Source organism: Pokkaliibacter plantistimulans, from assembly GCF_003194385.1.
Lineage (GTDB): Bacteria > Pseudomonadota > Gammaproteobacteria > Pseudomonadales > Balneatricaceae > Pokkaliibacter > Pokkaliibacter plantistimulans.
Map to the genome: position 1 here is coordinate 1 of NZ_LAPT01000049.1, position 24,690 is coordinate 24,690.

The 24,690-nt window shown below is 55.2% G+C and carries 22 protein-coding genes and 1 pseudogene; 9 read left to right on the plus strand and 14 right to left on the minus strand.

The window, feature by feature from the left end; all coding sequences use genetic code 11:
- Positions 1-253 precede the first annotated feature (253 nt).
- The 6 genes from WH50_RS11610 to yrfG all read right to left on the minus strand — a co-directional run bounded on the left by WH50_RS11610 (position 254) and on the right by yrfG (position 7,045).
- The gene (locus WH50_RS11610) at positions 254-1,900 is read right to left on the minus strand and encodes a methyl-accepting chemotaxis protein (protein WP_165838401.1); all 1,647 of its coding nucleotides are present in this window, start codon (positions 1,898-1,900) and stop codon (positions 254-256) included.
- A gap of 398 nt (positions 1,901-2,298) precedes the next feature.
- Positions 2,299-2,778: a hypothetical protein gene (locus WH50_RS11615; protein ID WP_110187453.1), complete on the minus strand. Its 480-nt coding sequence runs from the start codon at positions 2,776-2,778 to the stop codon at positions 2,299-2,301.
- Between the two features lie 204 nt (positions 2,779-2,982).
- Entirely contained in the window at positions 2,983-4,545 is a 1,563-nt protein-coding gene (locus WH50_RS11620; protein WP_110187454.1) for a phosphoenolpyruvate carboxykinase, read from the minus strand.
- A gap of 309 nt (positions 4,546-4,854) precedes the next feature.
- Positions 4,855-5,745: an Hsp33 family molecular chaperone HslO gene (gene hslO, locus WH50_RS11625; protein WP_110187455.1), complete on the minus strand. Its 891-nt coding sequence runs from the start codon at positions 5,743-5,745 to the stop codon at positions 4,855-4,857.
- A gap of 136 nt (positions 5,746-5,881) precedes the next feature.
- Positions 5,882-6,295: a ribosome-associated heat shock protein Hsp15 gene (hslR, locus tag WH50_RS11630; RefSeq protein WP_110187456.1), complete on the minus strand. Its 414-nt coding sequence runs from the start codon at positions 6,293-6,295 to the stop codon at positions 5,882-5,884.
- Between the two features lie 87 nt (positions 6,296-6,382).
- Complete coding sequence (yrfG, locus tag WH50_RS11635) at positions 6,383-7,045, minus strand: GMP/IMP nucleotidase (protein WP_110187457.1); 663 nt, start codon at positions 7,043-7,045, stop codon at positions 6,383-6,385.
- A gap of 227 nt (positions 7,046-7,272) precedes the next feature.
- Here yrfG and WH50_RS11640 point away from each other — a divergent pair, with 227 nt between their 5' ends.
- Together WH50_RS11640 and cysQ are read left to right on the plus strand one after the other, a co-directional pair.
- Positions 7,273-7,755, plus strand: coding sequence for a GNAT family N-acetyltransferase (locus tag WH50_RS11640; RefSeq protein WP_110187458.1), 483 nt, complete (start codon positions 7,273-7,275; stop codon positions 7,753-7,755).
- A 38-nt stretch (positions 7,756-7,793) separates the two neighbouring features.
- The gene (cysQ, locus tag WH50_RS11645; protein WP_110187459.1) at positions 7,794-8,657 is read left to right on the plus strand and encodes a 3'(2'),5'-bisphosphate nucleotidase CysQ; all 864 of its coding nucleotides are present in this window, start codon (positions 7,794-7,796) and stop codon (positions 8,655-8,657) included.
- 86 nt (positions 8,658-8,743) lie between these two features.
- Here the strand turns inward: cysQ and ubiA are convergent, their stop codons facing one another.
- The 3 genes from ubiA to WH50_RS11660 all read right to left on the minus strand — a co-directional run bounded on the left by ubiA (position 8,744) and on the right by WH50_RS11660 (position 11,590).
- Positions 8,744-9,604: a 4-hydroxybenzoate octaprenyltransferase gene (ubiA, locus tag WH50_RS11650; protein WP_110187460.1), complete on the minus strand. Its 861-nt coding sequence runs from the start codon at positions 9,602-9,604 to the stop codon at positions 8,744-8,746.
- 79 nt (positions 9,605-9,683) lie between these two features.
- Positions 9,684-10,214, minus strand: a complete 531-nt coding sequence (locus WH50_RS11655) for a chorismate--pyruvate lyase family protein (protein ID WP_165838402.1) — start codon at positions 10,212-10,214, stop codon at positions 9,684-9,686.
- Positions 10,215-10,312: 98 nt separating this feature from the next.
- A complete protein-coding gene (locus WH50_RS11660; RefSeq protein ID WP_110187462.1) occupies positions 10,313-11,590 on the minus strand; it encodes an HDOD domain-containing protein in 1,278 nt (425 codons plus the stop codon).
- 386 nt (positions 11,591-11,976) lie between these two features.
- Between WH50_RS11660 and WH50_RS11665 the strand changes: the two genes are divergently transcribed.
- The gene (locus WH50_RS11665; RefSeq protein ID WP_110187463.1) at positions 11,977-13,623 is read left to right on the plus strand and encodes a methyl-accepting chemotaxis protein; all 1,647 of its coding nucleotides are present in this window, start codon (positions 11,977-11,979) and stop codon (positions 13,621-13,623) included.
- Between the two features lie 93 nt (positions 13,624-13,716).
- On the opposite strand, the gene trmL is transcribed toward WH50_RS11665, so the two are convergent.
- The 4 genes from trmL to glnA form a co-directional block, all read right to left on the minus strand.
- Entirely contained in the window at positions 13,717-14,181 is a 465-nt protein-coding gene (gene trmL, locus WH50_RS11670) for a tRNA (uridine(34)/cytosine(34)/5-carboxymethylaminomethyluridine(34)-2'-O)-methyltransferase TrmL (RefSeq protein WP_110187464.1), read from the minus strand.
- 120 nt (positions 14,182-14,301) lie between these two features.
- Complete coding sequence (gene glnG, locus WH50_RS11675) at positions 14,302-15,729, minus strand: nitrogen regulation protein NR(I) (RefSeq protein ID WP_104155464.1); 1,428 nt, start codon at positions 15,727-15,729, stop codon at positions 14,302-14,304.
- Entirely contained in the window at positions 15,713-16,792 is a 1,080-nt protein-coding gene (gene glnL, locus WH50_RS11680; RefSeq protein WP_110187465.1) for a nitrogen regulation protein NR(II), read from the minus strand. Before glnL ends, glnG begins: the two co-directional genes overlap by 17 nt.
- A gap of 165 nt (positions 16,793-16,957) precedes the next feature.
- Positions 16,958-18,364: a glutamate--ammonia ligase gene (gene glnA, locus WH50_RS11685; RefSeq protein WP_110187466.1), complete on the minus strand. Its 1,407-nt coding sequence runs from the start codon at positions 18,362-18,364 to the stop codon at positions 16,958-16,960.
- A gap of 670 nt (positions 18,365-19,034) precedes the next feature.
- Here glnA and typA point away from each other — a divergent pair.
- The 4 genes from typA (at position 19,035) to WH50_RS11705 (ending at position 22,918) form a co-directional block, all read left to right on the plus strand.
- On the plus strand, positions 19,035-20,843 hold the full coding sequence (gene typA, locus WH50_RS11690) for a translational GTPase TypA (RefSeq protein WP_104155460.1): 1,809 nt from the start codon (positions 19,035-19,037) through the stop codon (positions 20,841-20,843).
- A gap of 159 nt (positions 20,844-21,002) precedes the next feature.
- Positions 21,003-21,947 carry a prolyl aminopeptidase gene (gene pip, locus WH50_RS11695; protein ID WP_110187467.1) on the plus strand — a complete coding sequence of 315 codons (945 nt, stop codon included), beginning with the start codon at positions 21,003-21,005 and terminating at the stop codon, positions 21,945-21,947.
- Positions 21,948-22,000: 53 nt separating this feature from the next.
- Positions 22,001-22,441 (plus strand): D-aminoacyl-tRNA deacylase, encoded by a 441-nt coding sequence (gene dtd / locus WH50_RS11700; RefSeq protein ID WP_110187468.1) that lies wholly within the window; start codon positions 22,001-22,003, stop codon positions 22,439-22,441.
- 141 nt (positions 22,442-22,582) lie between these two features.
- Positions 22,583-22,918, plus strand: a complete 336-nt coding sequence (locus WH50_RS11705; RefSeq protein ID WP_110187469.1) for an H-NS histone family protein — start codon at positions 22,583-22,585, stop codon at positions 22,916-22,918.
- Between the two features lie 70 nt (positions 22,919-22,988).
- Here the strand turns inward: WH50_RS11705 and csiR are convergent, their stop codons facing one another.
- Entirely contained in the window at positions 22,989-23,705 is a 717-nt protein-coding gene (gene csiR / locus WH50_RS11710) for a DNA-binding transcriptional regulator CsiR (RefSeq protein WP_110187470.1), read from the minus strand.
- A gap of 107 nt (positions 23,706-23,812) precedes the next feature.
- Between csiR and WH50_RS11715 the strand changes: the two genes are divergently transcribed.
- Positions 23,813-24,199: an MGMT family protein gene (locus WH50_RS11715; RefSeq protein WP_110187471.1), complete on the plus strand. Its 387-nt coding sequence runs from the start codon at positions 23,813-23,815 to the stop codon at positions 24,197-24,199.
- Between the two features lie 172 nt (positions 24,200-24,371).
- Positions 24,372-24,690 (plus strand): annotated as a pseudogene (locus WH50_RS11720) (transposase); the annotation flags it as partial.

Sequence of the window (24,690 nt, forward strand, 5' to 3'; positions counted from 1 at the left end):
ATCAGCAGGGTGCATCCCTGTGCGCCTGCGGGACTTGTAACAGGCTGTTGAAAAACGTTATCGAGGCAGCCGAGACAAGGAAATACCCCGAGGGCACAAGAAACAGGCGAAAAAGCGGAGTTTAGTGAACTAAATGAGCATTTGACTCGCTTTGCTCGCCCCTTCGGGGCCGTGCTAAAGCACGTTCAGCCTCTGGCTGTGAGCCTGTTTTTGACACGGTATTCGGCAACGCAGATAGATTTTCAACAACCTGTTAAAGACGGAACTGCCCCAATACCCGGCTCAGATCAGTCGACAGCTCGGTCAGATGCTGACTGGCACTGGCTACGTTTTCCGCTTCGCGGGCATTGTCACGGGACAGATCACCGATATGCGTGATGTGCTTGGTAATATCTTCCGTGGTGCGGCTCTGCTGCTCTGAAGCGGTGGAAATCTGCAGGCTCATATCACGAATATGACGAATGGCCTGAGCGATGGCCTGCAGCGCCTGCTCCATCTCACCGGCGTGACCGGCAGTGCCCTGCGCCTGATGTGAGCCCTGCTCCATGGCGTTGACCGCCCCCTGCACGCCCACCTGCAGACGCTCAATCATGGCGTGAATATCCTGCGTCGACTGCTGGGTACGACTGGCCAGCGAGCGCACTTCATCAGCCACCACAGCAAAGCCACGCCCCTGCTCCCCGGCCCTCGCCGCCTCAATGGCCGCGTTGAGCGCCAGCAGATTGGTCTGCTCGGCAATGCTCTGGATGATGCCCAGAATGGAAGATATCTGGGCCACATCATTGGACAGGTTACGAATCTGGGAACCGGCATTTTCGACGTTACCGAGCAGCTGCTGCATGCTGTCGAGGGTCGACTTGGCCACCTTCTGGCCATGCTGGGAGTGCATGTCGGCCTGATTGGCCTCATCCGACGCCGCCTGGGTGCTCTGCGAGACATGGGTCACCACAGCATTCATCTCGGTGGCCGCCGCGACAATGGACTCCACCGCCGCATTCTGCTCAACCGAAATGCCGCTGGCCTTGTCAGCGGTCTGGCGTAACTCCTGTGCCGCACTGGTGAGTCTGCCGGTCTGACTGACCACTTCGCTGACGATGCCATGCAGTTTACCCACGAACAGGTTAAAGGCGCTGGCCAGCTGACCGACTTCGTCACGACTGCTGACCTCGACACGGACGGTCAGATCCCCTTCGCCCTGACTGATATCATCGATGCGTTGCTGCACCTTCTGCAGCGGGCGGGTCACCATAGGCGGCAGGAACAGGCTGATAATCAGCAGCAAGGCACAGATAACCAGCCCCCCCACCAGCTGATTGGTACTGGATGACTGGGCCTGGATCATGGCGTTCTGGCCGATAAAGTCGGCATTTTCCGAGGTCCAGTCCACCAGTTTGTCGAGCAGGTCACGGGTGCTGTCAAACAGTGCACGGCCATCACTAAAACTCAGGGCTACCGCCTGCTGACGGCTGGCACTGTCAGTGCTGCCAGACAGGCTGATGATCTTCTCGGCCTGCTGCTGCCAGCGCTGTAACTCTGCCTGAAAGTGCTTGAGCTGCTGACGCGCTTCGGGGTCACTGACCAGCTCACCAAACTGGTCTGTGCGCTGTTTGACCTGCGCTGAGTTCTCTTTGAACTCCTTGACGAAGGCGTTGTAGTTCTCTGAACCCGGCTCCGAAACAATCGCCCCTCGTTCACCTTCCAGCGCCTGATACATGTCGCGATCAGCATTCAGCAGCAGTTGCACGGCAGGCAGGAATTCAACGGTACTGCTATACACCCTGGCCGTCAGATCACGGAAGGCCAGGCTATTTTGCAGGGTGATCGCGAGGGAAATCAGTAACGTGACAAACAGCGGTATAGAAATCTTCCAGCGAATGCGCAGATTGGTAAACCAGGACATAACAGCCACCCTTGTTATTGTGTGTTGGAGTACATCCCTGTTGTAAAACGCCGATATGCTCATCAATGCAACGCTGCCTTTCATGCGACAGCAGCTATCTCATCGTTATAGGGGCTGGCGTGCTCCACGCCAATTACCAGAGCACTGAATCGACAGACAATTACAGCTCCAATGGCGCCAACTCACGCGATTTGCGGTGGCGTTCTGCTGTCTGAGTGAAAGTCCAATGATTATGGGACCACGGCTACGCCAATCTGTACCAGATTGACGACAAGCAGGCTGGAAGGGCAAGGGGCTCCCCTGGCGGCTGCCGGGGTCACCCAGTTGCGAATGGACTGGTCAGAAACAGCGTGGCAGGCCAATACACCAGCAGGAGGCGGGCGTGACGTACCTGCGTATCACGAGTTGCTTGGTATGGCAAACGTCGGCATTTTCTCGCCACTGGGCTGACCGGAGGAGCTGTCGTCATTGCCCTGCTCTGAGGACTTGCCGTTCTGTGGCGGTGGCGGCGGCGTATCACTGCTGCCATCCGATGATGAGCTGTCGGTGGAGCTGGCTTGCCCGGCCGTGATATTGGTTTTCGACTTTGATGGCGTGCCCATGGTGGCGGCAGAGCTGGCCAGATGAATATGCTCGCCAAGCGATTCGACCCTGGCAGCCAGATCACGCCCCAGACGACCGGCTTTGCCGGGAATCCATAACCGGGCCTCACGTTGTTGTTGCCACTGTTGCTCCAGCTGTTCGCTGGTTGCTTCCCAGCCCTGATCCATCGCATTGTGCTCGATAGAGGCAGGCTGAGCGGGCCAATGGGGTGTAGACGGAGCCGCCAGAGCACTGGCGCTCGCAATCAGGGTGACAAACCCTATTACTAATTTCATTTCAGGACTCCTCTGAGTCTGTGCGAGATGATCCACAACTAGGCAGACCGGCCACAGACTTTCGATCAGACCATGGGTACCGGAGGGGCCTGTACATACCCCTCTTTTTTCCGGCTCAGCGTTTAGCGCACGCAGCTGGAGGCGCGGCATAAACAAAAAAGGCTTCCCGAAGGAAGCCTTTTCTTTGTGCCACAGGGCTGGGCGTTAGTCCAGTTGAGGACCTGCCGCCAGCACCTCGGCAGACACTTCAAAGCCCTTGGCAGTGAAGTTATCCACAAACTGCTTGATTAAACCCGCTGCAGTTTCGTCATATTTGCCAGCGTCTTCCCAGGTGTCTTTGGGGTTCAGCAGACGAGTTTCCACGCCTTCCACCGCAACCGGTACATCCAGGTTAATGCCAGGCAGGTGGCGGGTTTCAACGCCGTCAAGCTTACCAGTCTGGATTGCGTTGATGATGGCGCGAGTGGTCGGGATACTGAAACGCTTGCCGGTACCGTAAGAACCACCAGTCCAACCTGTGTTGACCAGATACACTTTCGATCCGAACTCTTCAATGCGTTTCATCAGCAGCTCAGCGTACTCGCCGGCAGGACGTGGGAAGAAGGGCGCACCAAAGCAGGTAGAGAAGGTGGACTTGATACCACCGCCCGATCCCATCTCAGTAGAACCGACCAGTGCGGTGTAACCGGACAGGAAGTGATAGGCAGCCGCTTCCTTGGACAGCACCGATACCGGTGGCAATACGCCGGTCAGGTCGCAGGTCAGGAAAATGATGTGCTTGGGCTCACCGGCCATGTTGGTCTCGGTGCGCTTGTCGACGTGCTCCAGCGGGTAGGCTGCACGGCTGTTCTGGGTCAGTGAGCTGTCGGCGTAGTCAGGGGCATGGCCGTCATCCAGGACCACGTTCTCCAGCACCGTACCGAAGCGGATCGCATTCCAGATGATAGGCTCGTTCTTCTCGGACAGGTCGATGCACTTGGCATAGCAACCGCCTTCCAGGTTGAACACCACACCTTTACCCCAACCGTGCTCATCGTCACCGATCAGGTAACGGCTAGGGTCAGCGGACAGCGTCGTTTTACCCGTGCCAGACAGACCGAAGAACAGGGTCACTTCGTTGTCGTCGCTGACGTTGGCAGAACAGTGCATGGGCAGCACGTCTTTTTCTGGCAGCAGGAAGTTCTGCACAGAGAACATGGCTTTCTTCATTTCTCCGGCGTAACGCATACCGGCGATCAGCACCTTGCGCTTGGCAAAGTTGATGATGACAGTACCGTCGGAGTTGGTGCCATCACGCTCGGGCACACACTCAAAACCAGCGGCATTAATGATCTGCCACTCTTCCTTGGTTTTGGGGTTGTAGTTGTCAGGATTGATGAACAGGCAACGGCCAAACAGGTTCTGCCAAGCCGTCTCGGTGGTCATCTTCACGGGCAGGTAGTGCTGTTCACCGGCACCCACATGCACATAGGAAACAAAACGCTCACGATCCGCCAGATACTCTTCAACCCGCTCCCACAGCGCATCGAATTTATCGGCAGGGAAAGGACGGTTGACCGCGCCCCAGTGGATCAGATCGCTGGTGGACGGTTCGTCTACGATGAAGCGGTCCATCGGCGAACGGCCAGTACGCTTACCGGTTTCCACTACCAGAGCACCGGAGTGGGACAGACGACCTTCGCCACGACGCAGGGCGAATTCGATCAGTTTGGCAGGCGCAAGATTACAGTGAATGAGCTTGTTGGTCTCATCGAGCGTTTTTGACATGCTAGTGACTTCCCTAGGTGTTGAGTGCCTTTTTTTGCCCTGTGTTTTTTAAGTCAACCTGACGGTTGCTTGCCATTATTTGGCGTCTGTTCGGGCTTTGGTGCGGCATTATGCCACAATTCTTTGTATTAAGGTTGAGCAAATATGCCGCAATAAAGCGGCAACATTTGCTCATCTTTACTCTGAGTCGGTGCTGCATCGCTGCAGCACAACATGGGCTTTCCACAGAGAAAACAGACCGGAAGAAATCGACTCGGCAGCCTCTCATTCAGCGAGTGATGCGGCTGATGCAGAGGTCAGCTGAAGGGCTCAGTGCAGCACACCCGGATCGCCCTGGCGGGCGTTGGGATTGAACAGCGTTTCAATATCAGCCTGATCGAAGCAGTATTCCTCGTTGCAGAACTGACAGTGCACCCGGATCAGTGGTTCTTCTTCAAAGATTTCATCCAGCTCCTGACGAGCCAGGGTTGCAAGAGCCGCACCACATCGCTCCTTGCTGCAATCGCAGTAGAAACGCAGATCAATAGCCGGGAAAGTGCGCACCGTTTCCTCATGGTAGAGTCGGGTCAGCAGGGTCTCGTTGTCGAGGCCCAGCATTTCTTCCGCAGTCAGGGTATCTGCCAGCGTCGTCAGACGTGCCCAGTCTTCCTGATATTCTTCGCTGCTCTGATGGCTCTGTTCAGGCAGGGCCTGCAGCATCACGGCCGCCGCATCCTTGCCATCGGCGGTCAGATAGAAGCGGGTCGGCAACTGCTCGGAACGACTGAAATAGCCTTCCAGACAGGCGGCCAGGGTATCTCCCTCCAGTGCTACGACGCCCTGGTAGCGTTTACCATTGGCCGGCTCGATAGTGATCGCCATACGTCCGCCTTCTGCCAGCAGCTGCAGCGGGGGCAGCTCATCGCTAATGTCACCCTGCCAGCGGGCAATGGCACGGATATCAGCCTGATTATCACATTCCGCCTGAATGATGCTCAGTGCCCCTTCACCGCGGGCCTGAATCGACAGCCGTCCGTCGAACTTCATCATGGTGCTGATGGCGGCACAGGCAGCCATCATTTCACCCAGCAGCAGCTGCACCGGGCGGGGATAACTGTCGCGCGCCAGTACCGCTTGGTAGCTTTGCTGCAGGCCGGTGACAACGCCACGCACCTGGGTGTCGTCAAACAGAAAACGTTGAATCTGATCGGGATTACTCATGCACAGTCTCGCTTGAAAACCGCTCAGCCTGATCAGGCTGACTGCTTTCCTTCAGGTTCCAGGTCTGGAGCCTGGTGTCGTTAGATAAAGGCCGCAGTATACCATGCCAGCTGGCATGGCTCGCCGTTGCCCGGCATCAGCCAGAGAAGACGTCGGACTTGAACCGTACAATCTGCCGCCGCTCTTTCTTGCTCGGACGGTGGTCGCTGACCAGCGCACCGGAGTTGGCCTTGCGCTGTGCCGCTTCACGTTCGCGGCGCTCGACGCTGTCTGCCGTTTCCTGATAAAGCAGTTGCGCCTCTGGCGCAGGCCGACGCTGGTCAGACAGCACCAGTACTTCGATCGTCTTCTCGTCCCAGCCCTGACGCAGGTTGATCTGGGCCCCTACTTCCACCAGTCGGCTTGGCTTACCCTTTGCCCCGTTATAGTGCACCTTGCCCCCCTCAATGGCCTCCTTGGCCAGATTACGGGTCTTGAAGAAGCGGGCAGCCCACAGCCATTTGTCCAGACGAACGCCCTCATCATCCTGGGCAATATCTTTCTTGCTCATCGTGCCTCGTTATGTAAATAGGAAAACTGCCGTATGCCGCTATAGATGGGGGCAAAGCGAGCAAAAAACAGGCTGACGACCAGCCCCTTACTCATCATTACTGGGCTGTATATCACGGAAGGAGTGCAGCACCGGAAACTCATCAATCTTACGCACCGGCTGCTGACTGTCTGGCTGTCCGATCGTCAGCAAATGGGCGATGCCGAAGGTCGCGGCCGAACGCAGCACCGGCAGACTGTCATCAATCAGCAGCGTACGCAGCGGGTTGAACGGCTCGACCTGCTGCAGGTCACGCCAGAACGAGGGGTCTTCCTTGGGTTTGCCGAAGGAGTGGGAGATCAGCACTTCATCCACCAGCTGATCCAGCCCGGTCTTGCCGAACTTCATCAGCACCAGATCGGGATGGCAGTTAGTGACAATGACCGACCGCACTCCGGCACAGCGCAGTGCGCGCAAGAAGCCCTGCACATGCGGACGGAAACCGATCTTGTCCTGCACTTCCTGCTTGAGAGCCATTACATCCAGATTGAGCTCGCGGCTCCAGTAGTCGACGCAGTACCAATTCAGCGTGCCCTGCTGTGCCATGATCTGCTCATTCAGAATGGAGGCCGCCTCTTCCGACGACAGCCGGTGAATTTCGGCATAACGTTTGGGCAGATGCTCCAGCCAGAAATAGCTGTCAAAGTGCAGATCCAGCAAGGTGCCATCCATGTCCAGCAGCACCGTATCAATGGTCGTCCAGTCAAGCATAAATCAAGGGTTCCCCAGTGCTGTCCGTGGCGGTTAGCCTCGCGAAGCAGCACTGTTGTTAAACGTCATCGTTAACGTATTCACTGTAAAACGGTGCGACCTGCATTTACAGCGCACCGGCAAAGGGTTCCCCTGCACTTTAGTCGCATGGGATAATCCCCAACCGTGGTCGCCCTGCGTACAGGAACAGACCTCTGCTATTTTCCCACAGCCCTTAGGAAAGTCGAATGCGCCGTATTCAAATCCGCGAGGCACGCCCTGACGATACCGCCACCATTCTGCAGCTGATAACCGAGCTGGCGATCTATGAAAAAGCCGAAGACAAAGTACTGACCGACGAAGCGCAGTTGCGAGCCAGTCTGTTTGCTGACGACGCCACCGCCCACGGTCTGATCTGTGAAGTGGATGGCGAGCCCGTTGGCTATGCTGTGTACTTCTTCAACTTCTCCACCTGGCTCGGTCGCAATGGCCTGTATCTGGAAGACCTGTATATTTCTCCGGCCTATCGTCAGGTGGGCGCAGGCAAGGCACTGCTCAAGCATCTGGCCCAACAGGCGGTCGCCCGTGGCTGCGGCCGCTTCGAGTGGTCAGTCCTGGACTGGAATACCCCGGCCATCGGTTTTTATGAATCCATCGGCGCCGAACCCCAGAATGAATGGGTACTGTACCGTTTGACGGGCGATGCACTGGTCAACTTTGCCAACAGCTGAAACCACTGCCTTACCTTTTCACTGCCAGGGAGATTGTTATGGACGTACTGGAGCTCATCCCCCATCTGCTCAGCATCAGCCGCGAGGCCGGTAAGGCCATCATGGCAGTGTACCAGCGGGCCGATGTGCAGGTTCAGCACAAGGATGACCAGTCACCCGTGACCGAAGCCGATGTTGCCGCTCATGACCTGATCAAGGCTAACCTGCAACGGCTGACCCCCGACATCCCGCTGCTCAGTGAAGAGCAGCCGTTGCCCGAGGCAGAACAACGCCAGCGCTGGCAACGCTACTGGCTGATCGACCCGCTGGACGGCACCAGGGAGTTTCTCAAGCGCAATGACGAATTTACCGTCAACATTGCCCTGATTGACAGCGGGCGCCCGGTGCTGGGCGTAGTGCATGTGCCGGTCAGCGGCAGCACCTATGTGGGGGCACCCGGCGTAACCGGTTCACCTGCCCTCTGCGCCTACAAGCAGACCCGTCAGGGTAAGCAACATCCACTGAGTGTCAGACCCATTCTGGGTTACAAGGCCCTGACCCAGCTGGGTAGCCGCCATCATCAGGATACGCTGGACAGTTGGGTAACAGAGCGGCTGGAAAAGCTGGCGCCGGTCACCCTGACGACCATGGGCAGCTCACTCAAGCTCTGTCTGATTGCCGAGGGGCTGGCGGATGTCTATGTACGCGGTAAACCGACATCCGAATGGGACACGGCAGCCGCTCAGGCAGTGCTGGAGGCCGCTGGCGGTCGCCTGATGGATTTTCACTTCGAGGCGCTCCGCTACAATCAGCGCTCACACCTGACTAACCCATCGTTTATCGCTGTTGGCGACACGCAACGGCCCTGGCAGGATATTCTGGCCGGCATTACCGGGCAGCATCCTGACCATCAGCACCGTTAGTAACGGGCCAGCCCGGCGAATCAGGGCAAACAGACACCAGTGGGCGTGGTGTCTGCTGATCAGGAGGACGGTGCTTGTCTGAGGATTTACGTTGTCGGCCAGGTATCCAGTAGCAGCCCCACGAAGATCGCCATGCCTACCCAGTGGTTATGCAGGAAAGCGCGAAAGCAGGCCTGACGCTCACGATGACGGGTGTGCCAGTGCTGCCAGACAAACAATACCATGGCAATCACCAGCCCCCAGCCGTACCAGCTCCCCAGCCCCGCCAGCTCACCAATCACCGCCAGCAACCAGATGGTAATACCCTGCAGCACTGCGATGATCAGACGGTCATAGCGGCCAAACAGGATGGCGGTGGATTTCACGCCAATCAGCTCATCGTCGTTACGATCCACCATGGCATAGAAGGTGTCGTAAGCGACCGTCCAGGTCAGATTGGCCAGAAACAGCAACCAGCCGATCAGCGGTACATGGTTACTTTCCGCGGCAAACGCCATAGGAATCCCCCAACCAAAGGCGGCGCCCAGCACCACCTGAGGCAGGTGAGTAAAGCGCTTCATGAAGGGATAGCAGAACGCCAGCCCGAGGGCGACGAATGACAGCTCGACGGTATAGCTGTTGGTCTGCAGTACCAGACCGAATGCTATCAGAGACAGCACCACAAACAGGATCACCGCCTCCTTGCCGGATACCCGCCCCGTTGCCAGTGGCCGGTTTCGGGTACGCTCCACATGGCCGTCCACCCGCCGATCAGCAAAGTCATTGATAACACAGCCCGCCGAGCGCATCAGCCATACTCCCAGCACAAAGATCAGCAGATTGGCACGCTGCGGGATGCCCCCCGCCGCCAGCCAGAGGGCACAGAGGGTAGGCCAGAGCAGCAGATATGTACCGATCGGGCGGTCGGCGCGCATCAGTTGGATATAGGCTTGCAGGCGGTCAGTCATGGAAACATCTCCAGCGGTGACGATACCGCCCGACCACGATAACGATGAGGACTGGGCCGGGCAGAGAGGAAAGCGCGGGCTATTGTAGATGCTCCAGCAGCGGTGGCAAAAAGAACTCCATCACCACCAGCGGATGCTGCTGCAGGAAAAATGTCGAACGTCGCCCCCACAGCCAATCCTCCCCCTGCTCCGTCGCTTTGGCCCGCCCTAGTTGCAAGGGAGTGCGATCCGGCTGACCATGACGAAACAACGCCGCACCCAATGGTTTATCACCCAGCCGCTGCAAGTGCTGACCCGGGCCGGCAAGGGTAGAAGCCGGGACCAGCGTGCGGGCCTGAACCCAGGGCTGACCGAATAGATGCAGATAGACATCCCTGACCCAGACCTGCTGCTCTGCAGCGGTCGCCATATAGCTGGCGCTTTCAGCATCCAGCGGCTGCCATGCCTCCGCCACCACTTCCACGGTAAAACTATCCAGATCGATTGCCTGCAGCCGTCGCGTCAGGGAACCCTGATCACAGAGCCAGTCCAGCAGGTACGGAGACAGATCAGCAGGAGATTCAGCGAGCCAGCTGAGTTCAGCCAAAAAGGTAGAGGGGGCATCAGACACGGCGACAACCATTCGGAGCAGACAGATGTGCGCCACTATACCCCGCCCTCACCATCACGCAACCTGCGAAGGCGGGAGTATTCGGCCATGCCAACCGGTCAGGCCGACAGCGAGAGACGCTCGGCGATCAGGTTAAGCTGCTCGCGTTCATCCAGCAGATGGCGGATGGCGTCACGGCAGAGTTCCGGCTCCAGCCCCAGCAGCTCAAACAGCACCTCATCAGTACTCTCGCCGGGCACATGACCTATTCCCTGCTCGCGCAGCAGGCTCAGGGCGAGGTTGAGCAGATGGGCATATTCCTGATGCGAGCCACGGTAGTCACTGTTATGCATGTGGCGCATGCCGGTCCAGACCTCTTCCGGCAGCTGCCAGCACTGCAGTAACCAGGCGCCAACCTGCTCACGGGTGACGCCCAGCACCTGCTTCTCCACATAGTGAGAGGCCAGATTGAGATTGCACTCCAGATAGCGATTGATCAGCGAGAAGTGCGGCGGGAAGACATGGGCCAGGACCAGATAGCCAAAGTTATGCAGCAGCCCCGCCAGATAGCTCATACCGGCACTGGGGCGACGCGCAGGCGGCATCACCTTGACCAGCGCCTCCATGGCCGTGGCACAACACACCGCCTGCGTCCAGTAGGAGTCTACCCCTTGCGGTACATCGGCGGGCACCTTGAGGGTCTTGTTCAGTGCCAGACCCAGCGCCAGATTCATCACCAGATCGAAACCCAGCACCCGCACAATGGCATCTTTCACCGACTGCACCCGGCCCGGCGCCGCATAATAAGGCGATGATGCCCAGCTGATGACCTGCGCGGCCAGACTCGGGTCTGCTTCCACCAGCGGCACCAGCTCGTTGGCGCCGGCTTCCTGATTACTGCTGAGCATGATGATTTTCTGTGCCGTCAGGGGCAGCGGCGGAATTTCCAGGGTGTCGGCCAGCCGCTCCTTGATGCGCAGTGAGGTAAAACGATCTACCGCCAGCAGGATGGCCTGCTCGTCATCCTGCGTCGGCAGGCGCGAGTCAATCTGATGAGGAGTAAGAGCAAAACGAAAGACTTGTGCATGGGTAAGACGGCTGCGTTCCAGCTCGAAACGCAGACCACTGATGGGCTCATAGATGGCCAGTACATCCGCATCTTTGAGGGCATGATCAAGAATCAGCGGTAATGACAACAGCTTGTCCATAAACTGCGCCTGACGCACCAGTGTAGGGACAAAGATCTTTTTCACCTGTCCCACCTGCGCCGCTTTCAGCGCACGCTGGTAACTGTGGTTGAGCAAGGCCAGGTGGAGTAGCTGTTGCTCTGGCAGAATCACCAATACCTTGCCCCGACTGTCTTCCAGTATGGCAATACGCGCCTGAACTACAGCCATGAGTCATTACTCCCGAACACTGCATTGGTTGCCCGGCTGCCGGTCATCGACCGCCGTTTCCGCTGCCCCACATCCATCAAAGTGTTTCCATCCTGTCAAGATTTTCAAGCCAAGGCTCTATTATGAGCCATTCTCATGGACTGTCACCCCGGTGGTGCAGCCCTGCGACCAAAAGATCGCACCTTCGCCTGCCCGCTTTACCATTCACGAATAACGTCAGCGGCAGCAAAGTGGCCAAACTTTGATCTGTATCGTCTTGCCCCTGCCACAATATCGTCATACTGCCGCGCAAACGGTCAGCCTGCTGGCCGCAGGAGCCCACAGCCGTGTGGCAGCGCATAACACGCGCCTCATCACCACACGTCTATCTTATTCAGGAAATATCCATGGCATGGATCCGTTCGGTGCGTGTCGCCACCAAACTCAATCTCATTATCGGCCTCGCCCTGATCGCCTTGATAGCGGCGCAGTGTTATTCACTGTGGGAGCTGCGGGATGAACTGCTCGCATCACGGCGTCAGGCACTGCAGGAGCTGACCGACACGGCCTACAGTCTTATTGATGAGGCCAGCAAGCAGGAGCCACAACTGGGCCGCGCCCAAGCCCAGCAACTGGCCTTGAAAAATATTCGTGGTCTTCGTTATGGAGACAAAGGGTACTTCTGGATACACGACCGCCAGCTGCATCTGGTATTGCATCCGATGAAGCCGGAGCAGGAAGGCCAGGATGTCAGTCAGGTACGTGATGCATCAGGCAAATTGCACTGGCAGGAAATGGCCAGGGTGACACAGGCTCAGGGTGCAGGCTTCGTCGCCTACACCTATCAGGGGCCACAATTCAACCAGCCTCAGGACAAGCTGTCCTACGTCAAGGAGTTCAAACCCTGGGGATGGACCGTCGGTACCGGGCTGTATATCGAAGATATTCATGGCATTTTCTGGCGTGAAGCGACACGCGCCATGCTGGTACTGCTGATAGCTGCCGTGCTGGTCATCGTTATCACTCACACCATCAGCCGCAGTATCACTCAGCCTCTGCGCCTGCTGACCGCAGCCATGCAACGGACCGCTGACGGCGACCTCACCCCTCAACTGCACTGGCAGGGCAAGGACGAACTGTGCCAGCTGACCACGGACTTCAACACCCTGATTCATACCCAGCAACAGATGGTCAGCCATATCCAGCAGGCCAGTCAGCAGCTGGCGGCTACCTCGCAGGAGCTGGCAGCCAGCACCGAACAGACACAGGAAGGCATGCAACGGCAGTTTGCCGAAATCGACAGTCTGGCCACAGCCATGAATCAGATGACTCAGACCGTACATGATGTGGCACTGCATGCCAGCTCGGCCGCCAGCACAACGGATGAGGCCAAACGTCAGTGCGATGAAGGACAAAGAGCCGTCGAAGCCTCCATTGATGGCATTCAGCAGCTGGCTGGCAATGTCACCAATACCGCCGCCCACATCGAGCAACTGCAGGAACGCTGCAACGGTATCGGCGCCATTCTGGATGTGATTCGCACTATTTCCGAACAGACCAACCTGCTGGCGCTGAACGCTGCCATTGAGGCTGCACGTGCGGGCGAACAGGGACGCGGCTTCGCCGTTGTAGCCGATGAAGTCCGCAATCTGGCCAATCGCACCCGGGCTTCAACCGTCGATATTCAGGACATGATCGCGCAGCTGCAACAACTGGCCACCGAATCGGTACAGGGCATGCTACAGGGACGCGAGCAGGCCGAGCAGAGTGTCAACCGGGCACAGCATGGTGGGCAGGCACTGACGGGCATTGTCAGCAACATGCAGCATATCTACGACCGTGAAATACAGATCGCCACCGCGGCGGAGCAGCAGACGGCTGTCAGCGACGAAATGAATCGCAGCCTGCACCAGATCCGCGATGTTTCAGCCGAAACCAGCGCCGGTGCCGAAGGGCTAGCACGCTCCAGCGAGGAACTGGCGGCCATGGCGCAAGCGCTGCAAGACCGACTGGCCTTCTTCCGTTTGACACCTGCTCAGGACATCACCCGCTAACGCCTGAGCATGCGCCTGTTTAGTGACCCCAGAGGTACTACGAATATGCCGGGAGTCTGCTCACGGCTGGTAGTGAGCAGACTCAGCCGGCGTTCAGCGACCATTGCTGAAACCAAGCTGACGCCAGGCTTCATACACCGCAACAGCAACCGTGTTGGACAGATTGAGACTGCGACTATCCGGCAGCATGGGCAGACGCAGACGTGTCTGCGGCGTGAACTGAGCCAGCACTTCAGCAGGCAGGCCGCGGCTTTCCGGGCCGAAGATCAGGGCGTCACCAGGCTGAAAGCTCACTTCGCTGTAGGGATGACTGGCTTTGGTGGTAAAGGCATAGGCAGTGGTCGGCTGAATGGTTGCCAGTGCCACCTGCAACGACGGGTATTTCTTCACTTCGGCAAATTCGTGGTAGTCCAGCCCGGCACGACGCAGGCGCTTGTCATCCAGCTCAAAGCCCAGCGGCTCGACCAGATGCAGAGCAAAGCCGGTATTGGCACAAAGGCGGATGATATTGCCGGTGTTGGGAGGAATTTCCGGCTCGAACAGGATGATATGCAGCATCAACGTTTTACCCGCAGGACAACAACAGGAGCGGGATTATAACGTAAGCGGCCCACCGAGGTGGGCCGCTGACTGCTGACACCGTCAGCACTTCACAGGTAGGGGGCAGGCGTGCAGACGTCAGTCATCACTGTCATCGCCGCTGTCCTCGATATTCAGTTCTTTGATCTTGCGGGTCAGGGTATTGCGTCCCCAGCCCAGCAACTCCGCAGCATCCCGTTTACGCCCAAGGGTATGTTTGAGCGCGGTCTCAATCAGAATCCGCTCGAAACTGGGTAGTGCGCTTTCCAGAATGCCTTTCTGTCCCCGTGCCAGGGCACGATCCACCCACTGCCGGAACGCCTGTTCCCAGCTGATGGAAGCATGAGGTGTGGAGGGCTGCTCCGCCAGCAGCTCCGGCGGCAGATCATCAATCAGCACTTCACGACCCGATGCCATCACCGTCAGCCAGCGGCAGGTATTCTCCAGCTGACGCACGTTACCCGGCCAACTCAGGGTGCCCAGATACGCTTCCGTATCACCATGCAGGGTCTTGGGCTCTACCGACAGTTCCTGTGCGGCCTTGGCCAGGAAGTGGCGGGCCAGACGCGGGATGTCTTCACGACGGTCACGCATGGGGGGCAAATGAATGCGGATGACGTTGAGGCGGTGGAACAAGTCTTCACGGAAGCGCCCGTCCTTGACCAGATTTTCCAGATTCTGGTGAGTCGCAGCGATGATACGCACATCCACCTTGACCGGGGTATGACCGCCAACGCGGTAAAACTCACCATCAGCCAGCACGCGCAACAGACGAGTCTGGGTATCCATCGGCATATCGCCGATTTCATCGAGAAACAGGGTGCCGCCATTGGCCTGCTCAAAGCGGCCACGGCGCTGGGTCGCTGCTCCGGTGAAGGCCCCTTTCTCATGGCCAAACAGTTCTGATTCGATCAGATCCTTGGGAATGGCCGCCATGTTCAGGGCAATAAAGGTCTGTGGCGAACGCGGGCTGTGGCGATGCAGTGCGTGAGCCACCAGCTCCTTACCCGTACCTGACTCACCGTTGATCAGCACGGTGATATTGGAATGAGACAGACGACCGATGGCACGGAACACTTCCTGCATCGACGGTGCTTCGCCAATGATGTCCTTGCTGACCTGATTATTTGGCTCAGGCTCAGGCAACTTACTTTCACGGGAGTGCGCAATAGCACGTTTGACCAGCGCCACAGCCTCATCGACATCAAAGGGTTTGGGCAGGTATTCGAAGGCGCCGCCCTGATAGGACGCGACGGCGCTTTCCAGATCGGAATGTGCCGTCATGATGATCACCGGCAGCGAGGGATGCTCATTCTGTACCCGCTCCAGCAGACCGAAGCCGTCAGTTCCTGGCATACGGATATCGCTCAACAGCACATCCGGGGTAGTCCGACCTAACTGACGCAGCGCCTGATCTGCCGACTCAAAAGACTGAGCCCGCAAACCGGCCTGGGCCAGAGCCTTTTCCAGTACCCATCGGATGGAGCGATCATCGTCGACAATCCAAACATTAGTCTCGCTGGCCATGTTCCTGCTCCAGTGGAATAAAGAGGGTGAATTGGGTTTGTCCTGGCTGACTCTCGCATTTGATCAGCCCCTGGTGCTGATGCAGGATCGAGTGCGCGATGGACAGACCAAGACCAGTGCCGCTGGCGCGTCCACTGATCATGGGATAGAAGATATTTTCCAGCATATGTGTCGGTATGCCGGGACCGTTATCAATGATGCTCAGGCTGCACACCAGCCGGTGCCGCTCCGCCCCCATGGTGAATTGACGCACACTGCGGGTACGCAAGGTAATGCACGGCTCATCCGTACCCGATTCGGTCAACGCCTGCATGGCATTACGGACAATATTCAGCACGGCTTGAATCAACTGCTCTTCGTCCGCTTCCAGCTCAGGAATGCTGGGGTCGTAGTCGCGAATAAATTCAATGGTGCCGCCGGTTTCCGCGGTGATCAGGCTGCATACCCGCTCGATGATCTGGTGAATATTGACATAATCGAAGTGCGGCATGATGCGCGGCCCGAGCATGCGATCCACCAGATTACGCAAGCGGTCGGCCTCTTCGATGATGACCTGGGTATATTCCTTCAGGCTTTCTTCAGGCAAAGCACGCTCAAGTAGCTGCGCAGCTCCGCGAATCCCGCCCAGAGGATTCTTGATCTCATGAGCCATGCCACGGACCAGCTCGCGGGTGGTTTCCTGCTTGGCATACATTTCTTCTTCACGGGTAATCCGCAGCAAGCGGTCACGTGCCTGCAGCTCAAGAATAAGGGCGTGCTCTTCATCCGCCAGCGGTGTGACACTGTAATCAACGGTGATCTGCTGGCCATGATGCAATGTCAGATGGGCCTCACGCTGGGTAAAGGGATGGCCGGAACGCGCCGACTCTTCCAACACCACCATCGCTTCTGCTGTATCCCGAAACAGTGCACTGATATGCGCCCCCATGAAGCGCTTGCCACTGACCTGCAACAGCATCTCCGCTGCGGGATTCAGATACTCCAGATTGAGCTGGTTATCCAGACGCAATACCGCAGTGGACATATTGTCGAGTAAATATCGATAAAACATACTCTTAGCCATGACACTATCCCACGAATCCACTTGCAATCCTTATACCCGGATTGGCTGGGCCGACACCCTCGTCAACGCATCATTTTGGTGCGAGCAACCTTCCAGACTTGCCCCTTCATGGAAAAAAAAGCCCCCGACACGCGGGGGCTTGTGTTGTGTCATCCGCTTGACGGATTACACGGAGTAGTACATGTCCATCTCGATGGGGTGAGTGGTCATGTTCAGACGCTGTACGTCTGCTTTTTTCAGGTTGATGTAGGCGTCGATCATATCGTCGGAGAACACACCACCTTTGGTCAGGAACGCACGGTCAGCGTCCAGGGCAGCCAGCGCTTCGCTCAGGCTTTCAGCCACGGTTGGGATTTCCTTGGCTTCTTCTGGAGGCAGATCGTACAGATCTTTGTCCATTGCTTCGCCCGGATGAATCTTGTTCTGGATACCGTCCAGACCAGCCATCAACAGTGCGGCGAAGCACAGGTAGGGATTCGCACCCGGATCAGGGAAGCGAGTCTCGATACGACGAGCTTTGGGGCTCTGTACGTGAGGAATACGGATAGAGGCAGAACGGTTACGGGCAGAGTAAGCCAGCATAACAGGCGCTTCGAAACCGGGAACCAGACGCTTGTAAGAGTTGGTCAGCGGGTTACAGAAAGCGTTCAGGGCTTTAGCGTGCTTGATAATACCGCCGATGTAATAGATCGCCATTTCAGACAGACCACCGTAGCCTTCACCTGCGAACAGGTTAACGCCATCTTTGGCCAGAGACTGGTGAACGTGCATACCTGAACCGTTATCACCTACGATGGGCTTAGGCATGAAGGTAGCCGTTTTGCCGTACAGGTGAGCAGTGTTGTGTACGCAGTACTTGAGGATCTGAGTCTTGTCAGCGCGGCGTACCAGTGTGTCGAACTTGGTACCGATTTCGTTCTGACCAGCGTTCGCCACTTCGTGGTGGTGAACTTCTACTTCTACACCCATAGACTCCATGGCATTACACATGGCAGTACGCAGCTCGTGCGCAGAGTCAACGGGAGGAACGGGGAAATAACCGCCTTTAACACGAGGACGGTGGCCAGTATTGCCGCCATCAAATTCGTGGTCGGTTGCCCAGGCAGCTTCTTCAGATTTGATCTTGTAGCCACAGCCAGACATATCAACGTTCCAGGTGATGGAATCGAAGATAAAGAATTCAGGCTCAGGACCGAAGAAAGCGGTGTCAGCGATACCGGTGGACTTCAGATACTCTTCCGCACGACGGGCCAGAGAACGTGGGTCACGCTCGTAACCTTCGCCGGTAGAAGGCTCAATGATGTCGCAATACAGGATCAGAGTAGGTTCTTCGGTGAAGGGATCCAGTACGGCAGAAGCGTCATCAGGACGCATGATCATGTCAGATGCCTGAATGCCTTTCCAACCAGAGATGGAAGAGCCGTCAAAAGCCTGACCATTTTCGAAGAATTCTTCGTCTACAGACGCAGCAGGAATGGTGACGTGCTGTTCTTTACCTTTGAAATCGGTAAAACGCAGGTCAACCCACTTAACACTATTTTCCTTGATCAGATTCAGGGACTTAACTGACATGATCTGTCTCCGCAGTTTGGGGCAATGCACTACATAACGTGGTACAAATTCGGTTCTCTCAGCAACTTCATACTGCACCGGGCGTCTCGCAGACATCCGCTCAGGTGTTGGTTAACTCACTGAGCATGGAATCCAGCCTCGGGTAAAAAAGCTGGAGGCTTGCGCCTCCATCAAAGTTGTTGCTGTCAACTGAGTCGTTTTATACAAAGCAACGCCTGTGCCAAATCAGCAAACCTTTGATTTATATAGATTTTAATCTAACGTGCACGCATTTTGCGCCACACACAGAACCAATATAGTGCACATTTATCAATTCGTGCCACTTATTGGTGCGTTTATTCTCCTTGCGAAGTATTGCAAGCAGATAACAGGAGAAGATTGGCGCAAATTTGGTGCAACCACGGCACTCAGAACAGGCGATCCTGCCCCTTACTCTGCGGATCAGGCTTCTCATATAAAGCTACTGTAATAAAGACGTGATGTTCTGCGGATATAAAGCGACGCCATTGAGAGGCGATCACTTTGCGCCTGACATAAAGGCATAGAAGAAAAAATGGCTAATATATCGCCACATTATTGAATTGACAGTCACCAAGATGACCGGAGTCAAGTATAATGCCGGTTTTCCGTCTGCCCCGAGCAGACTCTGTAAACAAGCAGGATTTCCCTTGTGATCGAGAAATTACGCAATATCGCCATTATTGCCCACGTTGACCATGGTAAGACAACACTGGTCGATAAATTGCTGCAGCAGTCCGGCACCCTTACCCGTCGTGATGAGGGTCAGGAGCGCCTGATGGACTCCAACGACCAGGAAAAGGAACGCGGCATTACCATCCTGGCCAAGAACACTGCCATCAACTGGAACGGCTATCGCATCAATATCGTCGATACCCCCGGACACGCGGACTTCGGTGGCGAAGTAGAACGCGTATTGTCGATGGTTGACTCTGTACTGCTGCTGGTCGACGCGGTTGATGGCCCCATGCCTCAAACGCGCTTCGTTACTCAGAAAGCCTTTGCTCGCGGCCTCAAGCCTATCGTTGTCATCAACAAGGTTGACCGTCCAGGCGCTCGCCCTGACTGGGTTGTGGATCAGGTATTTGATCTGTTTGACCGTCTTGGCGCTACTGATGAGCAGCTGGATTTCCCCATCATTTATGCTTCAGCATTGAATGGTATCGCCGGTACCTCTCATGAGGACCTGGCCGCCGACATGACTCCGCTGTTTGAGGCAATCGTCAATCTGGTTCCAGCACCCGCTGTTGATGCCGATGGCGCCTTCCAGATGCAGATCTCCGCTCTGGATTACAACTCTTATCTGGGCATTATCGGTATCGGCCGTGTCAGCCGTGGTCGCATCCGCACCAACACTCCGATCAAAGCCGTTGATATCGACGGAAAAGTGCGTTCTGGCCGCGTTCTGAGCGTGATGGGCTATTTGGGCCTGGAGCGTATCGAAGTACCAGAAGCGGAAGCAGGTGACATCATCTGTGTTACCGGCATGGACGAGCTCAACATCTCCGACACACTTTGTGCCACCGATGCCGTTGAAGCACTGCCTCCCCTGACCGTAGACGAACCTACCGTCAGCATGTGCTTCCAGGTAAACGACTCTCCGTTCGCTGGCCGTGAAGGCAAGTTTGTCACGTCGCGCAACATCAAAGAGCGTCTTGAGCGCGAACTGCTGCACAACGTAGCTCTGCGTGTACGCCAGGGCGACACCCCAGACAAGTTCATCGTCTCTGGCCGTGGTGAACTGCACCTGTCAGTACTGATCGAAACCATGCGCCGTGAAGGCTATGAGCTGGCAGTATCTCGCCCTGAAGTTATTCAGAAAGAGATCGACGGTGTGCTGATGGAGCCATTTGAGCAGGTAGTCGTCGACTGTGAAGAAGCCTACCAAGGCCCTGTCATGGAAGAAATGGGCCGCCGCAAAGGCGACCTGCGTGACATGCAGATCGACGGCGCTGGTCGCGTCCGTATTGAATACCGCATTCCCTCACGTGGCTTGATTGGCTTCCGTAACCAGTTCCTGACCCTGACTTCTGGTACCGGTATCATGACTTCAAGCTTTGACAGCTATGATGAAGTGAAAGCCGGCCCAGCGGTACAGCGTATCAATGGTGTAATGATTTCCAACATTACCGGCAAGAGCCTGGCTTACGCTCTGTTCAGTCTGCAGGACCGTGGTCGCATGTTCATCGCTCCCAACCTGGAAGTGTATGAAGGCCAGGTGATCGGTCTGCACAGCCGTGGCAACGACCTCACCGTCAACCCCACCAAGGCAAAGCAACTGACCAACGTGCGCGCCTCCGGTAGCGATGAGAACATCCTGCTGACCCCACCGGTACGCCACTCTCTTGAACAGGCTCTGGAGTTCATTGAAGATGATGAACTGGTGGAGATCACACCAAAGAGCATTCGCATCCGTAAGAAATTCCTGACTGAGAACGAGCGCAAGCGCGCCTCTCGTTAATTTCTTCGTCTGCTCCGCAAAAGCCCCTGCCTCGGAAGAGCCAGGGGCTTTTTCATTCTGCCTCACCGCTATATCGATCCTGAATAAAACAAGACCCTCTGTACCTGACCTATACTGTGGCTAAATGTCGTTAAGCACATTTAGAAAGGGTGGGTCACGATGCACATTCTCTTTCCTGAAATTGGACCTTATGCACAGCACAAGCTAGCTGTTGACCCTCTGCATACGCTCTATATAGAAGAATGTGGTTATCCCGGAGGCATCCCTGTCCTTGTCATTCACGGTGGCCCAGGCAGCGGCTGTAACAGCGCTGACCGACGCTTCTTTGATCCTGGCCGCTTCCGCATCATTCTCTTTGATCAGCGTGGCTGTGGCCGTTCTACGCCGCATGGCAGTCTTATCAATAACACAACACATCATCTCGTTGATGACATTGAGGCTATCCGCCGCTATCTGGGCATTGAACAATGGCTACTGTTTGCAGGCTCATGGGGGGCGGCCCTAGCACTAAGTTACGCACAGCGTCAGCCGCAGCAGGTTTCTGGATGTATTCTGCGTGGTACTTTCCTCTGCCGGCCAAGGGATATCGACTGGAGCTATGCTGCCGGAAATGGCGCTAGCAGATTGTTCCCCGATATTTGGGACGCACTTTTGCAGCCTTTACAGGATCAGGAAAAGTCAGCCGTTTTGCCTGCCTATTACCGGCGATTGCAAAGCGGCAATGAATTAGAAGCAATGCACGCTGCTCGTAGCTGGAATCAGTGGTTACGACGCTCCTTTGCAGACCCTCAAAGTCAGCTTGGACATGAGCATGAGGATCAATTAGCCAAAGCCCGCATTCATACCCATTACCTGATTAATTATGGCTTTCTAAAGGAGCACCCCATCCTGGATGCCATGGAAACAATTCGACATATACCTGCCATTTTGATCCATGGCCGCCTGGATACCGTGTGTCCAATTGAGCAGTCTTATTTGCTGCACAAACACTGGCCTAATGCAGAGCTGCATATTGTCCATCAGGCAGGTCACAGCGCGTTTGAGGCGGGTATTCTTGATAACCTAGTCAGAGCCACGCACTATTTCTCACTTAAATTAGCCTGATGGCTAGCAAGTGCTATTAACTGGCACATCACAACAAAGATGAAGGACTCAAAGTGAAAGCCCTTATTCAACGAGTACAGACTGCCAAAGTTGAGGTCTCCGGGAAGACCATTGGCCAAATCGACAAAGGTATTCTGCTGCTACTTGGGATTGAGAAAGATGATGATGAAAACAAGGCAGACTGGTTGCTCGAGCGCATTCTAAACTACCGTATCTTTGCAGATGAAAAACAGCGTATGAACCTGAGTCTGCGCGATATACAGGGTGGCTTGCTAATAGTCTCGCAATTTACTTTAGTTGCAGATACTCGAAAAGGCTTACGCCCAAGCTTTTCTGAAGGAGCGGACCCTATATCAGGAGAGCGTCTATACGATTATTTTATAGACCATGCTCACAGCGTTTATGATCATGTCAGTACTGGAAGTTTTGGGGCAGATATGCAAATCAGTTTGATAAACGATGGGCCTGTGACATTTTGGCTGGAAACAAAATAAATGGTGCAGTGCAAATCACGAATGAGGAAACATTACCTTACACGCCAGAAACAATAATGATTAAGCCTATTGGCGAATCTAATAAAATTTAGGCTATAATCCGGCCATTACATATTCCTTTATAAAAACGGTTGGTGAGCCATGAAATATTCAGATTTGCAATCTCTGTCTCTGTCCGAACTTGAAGCGCTGCAGGCCGATGTTGAAAAAGCCTTGGATCAGAAAAAACAGCAAGCTCAGGTAATCGATCAAATCAAAGCCATGGCGCTAGAGAATGGCATCCCATTTGAATCCGTTCTGAGTGAACTTCAGGGTTCCGTACGCAAAACCACTGGCGTAAAATCTAAATCAGCTCCTCAATATTACAATCCAGCTGATCCAAGTCAGACTTGGACTGGCAAAGGCCGCAAACCAAAATGGATTGAAGAAGCACTGAACAACGGCTCAGATCTGGAAGATTTCCGTATCGCCGGTTAATGATTTACAGATATAAAAAAGCGGGCTTAATGCCCGCTTTTCTTCGTGATATATAGCCGACCTTTTATGGTCAGAGTATCTGCTTCTGATTCAAAGTAGCGTAAATAACCGTCACTGGCATCAAAATATGTTGCCTCACTAAATCGACAGCCTCTTCTTTACGCCTTTGCAGCACACTGTCGATCAGCCGTTGATGCTCGACTTGGCTTCGGGCTAAAGAGTATAAATCCAATACGGTTTCCTTTAACCAGAGCTGCCGATACCTCTCTGCACGCGTATAAAGCATTAGCCGAACATCCAGCAACTGCGGAGACTTACATCCCAGAACGATCGCCTCATGTAAGTTGCGATGACATAACTCCCAACGAGCAACACGCTCTCCGTCAGGGACCGTCTTATCAACCTTAAACAAACGATAGGCGGCACCGACAATACCTGCCTCCCAGGAATCATCTCCTCGCTCAATTGCAAAAGCAGTAATACTAGCCTCAACCTCACTACGAGCTTCGTAGATTGACGTGAGCTCTTCTCGAGATATAGGGCTCGCTCGGAATCCACGCTGACTCTCTGCGACAACTAATCTCTCAGTGATGAGTTGTGACAAAGCCTCCCGAATGGGGCTACTTCCCACACCGTATCGCTGTTTTAAGCTGGAGATAAGCAACTTTTCACCCGGTAGGAATATACCTCGAATAATATCCTCACGCAGTTGGGATACAATCACAGAACTTTGATTCTGCCGCTGGCTATCTGCTGCTTTATGCTCAGTCGAAGTCAACTCGTACATAGACCATCCCAAACCGTATGGAAATCAGAGTATACGCCTTCACTAAATACACAAGCGATAGGCCGTCATCCTCTGAATACGCTTATTAGCAGGGGCCCCCAAGACTTATGAATCAGGCTATCTGGCACTATCGTCTCAGTGAGCTGATGTTGAAGCATCTACCTTATGGTCGAGTGACATGTTATGGGCAACTAGCCCGCCTTGCGGGAATGGGGCATCAGGCACGCTGGGTTGGCCGCTGGGTGGGACAAAATAGTACGGAGTTAGCTTTACCTTGGTTCAGAGTGCTCCGTAGTGGAGGTCAACTCCCTTTCAGCCATGATAGTGCTGAGGGCCAAGATTTCATTCATCATCTTCAGGAAGAGAATATTGTCGTTCGTAAAAACCACGTAGACTGGCGAACCTATGCTTGGTTACCAAACATTGTCGATGAAGAAGGCTGGCTAATGTGGGCCGAACATTCGGGCTTCTATTCTCTAAAAAACCCCTATTAACCCAGAGAATGGCCCACTTGCTAAAACATCGCATAAGCTAAAACCCCACAACTAAACCTATTTTTTCGTATCTGCCTGCCAGTACCTTACTTAAAGCGGAAGTGTAGTGGCTCAATGATTTCGGACACTCAGTAAAGCGTTATTCTAACGCGCTCAGTGAGGTGTCTTATTTATGAGCAAACGTCGTCAGTCCTTTACTCCAGAGTTCAAGCTGGAGGCCGTCGCGTTAGTGACCGAGAAAGGCTATTCCGTAACGGAGGCCTGTCAGGCGCTGGGGGTCGGCCCTACAGCGCTTCGGCGCTGGATCAAACAGGTGGAACATGAACAGAACGGTGTGGTGCTCTCAGGGAGTCAGGCATTAACCCCTGAGCAGCACCAGATTCAGGAGCTACAAAAGCGTATCCAGCGTTTGGAAATGGAGAAAGAGATACTAAAAAAGGCTACCGCGCTCTTGATGTCGGACGAGATCAAGTTCAGGCGCTGATTCGTTT